At 72.7% G+C, this 675-nt stretch carries 1 protein-coding gene; it reads right to left on the bottom strand.

Annotated features, from left to right (window positions below; genetic code table 11):
• Window position 1: 1 nt before the first annotated feature.
• On the bottom strand, window positions 2-664 hold the full coding sequence (locus ABD369_RS40825; RefSeq protein WP_344641694.1) for a DUF4097 family beta strand repeat-containing protein: 663 nt from the start codon (window positions 662-664) through the stop codon (window positions 2-4).
• Window positions 665-675 lie beyond the last annotated feature (11 nt).

Genomic DNA, 675 nt, shown 5'->3' with positions numbered 1-675 from the left:
CTCACAGGCTGCGGGCGGTGATGTCGCCGTTGGAGGTGGTGGCGCGGATGTCGAGTTCGGTGGTGCCGTCGTTCTTGAGGGCGTTGCTGATGCGGCCGTGGGCGGTGCCGGCGTCCAGGGCGGCGGAGACGCCGGCGGCGGCGCCGATGGTGATGTTGCCGGACTGGGTGCGGAGCTGGACGGTGCCGCGCACGGCCTCGGTGATCCGGATGTCGCCGTTGGCGGTGCTGATCTCCGCGGGGCCGCCGAGGCGGCCGACCTCGACGTCGCCGTCGACGGCGGTGAGGCGGACGCTCGCGGCCTCGTCGATCTTGATCTGGCGGTACGCGCCGTCGAAGACGACGTCGCCGAGGCGGCCGACGCCGCGCAGCTCGCAGGCGGCGGCCCTGGCCTCGATGCGGGAGCCGGCGGGCAGCTGGACGGTGATCTCCACGGATCCGTTGCCGAGGAGCACGTTCTTGGGCTCGGGGACCTGGATCCGCAGGACGCCGTCGGCGTAGGCGACGGTGGTCTGCTCGGCACTCTGGACGTCGCGGCTCTTGGAGGGGTTCGCGGGCAGGACCTCGACGGTGGTGTCGGCGCGGTCGGCGGCGATGAGCTGGATGCGTCCGGCGGGGACGGCCAGGACGGCGGAGATCGGGGCGGGGGTGTCGAACTTCAGCATCGTGCTCTCCT

The sequence above is a fragment of the Kitasatospora cystarginea genome (genome assembly GCF_039533515.1).
In the GTDB taxonomy this organism is placed as follows: domain Bacteria; phylum Actinomycetota; class Actinomycetes; order Streptomycetales; family Streptomycetaceae; genus Kitasatospora; species Kitasatospora cystarginea.
The sequence above is the reverse complement of the archived record's forward strand: the minus strand, read 5'-3'. Positions and strand labels throughout refer to the sequence as shown.

Bases quoted from the DNA above. Each gene is read 5' to 3' on its own strand.
- ABD369_RS40825 (WP_344641694.1), bottom strand. From the start codon at position 664: ATGCTGAAGTTCGACACCCCCGCCCCGATCTCCGCCGTCCTGGCCGTC.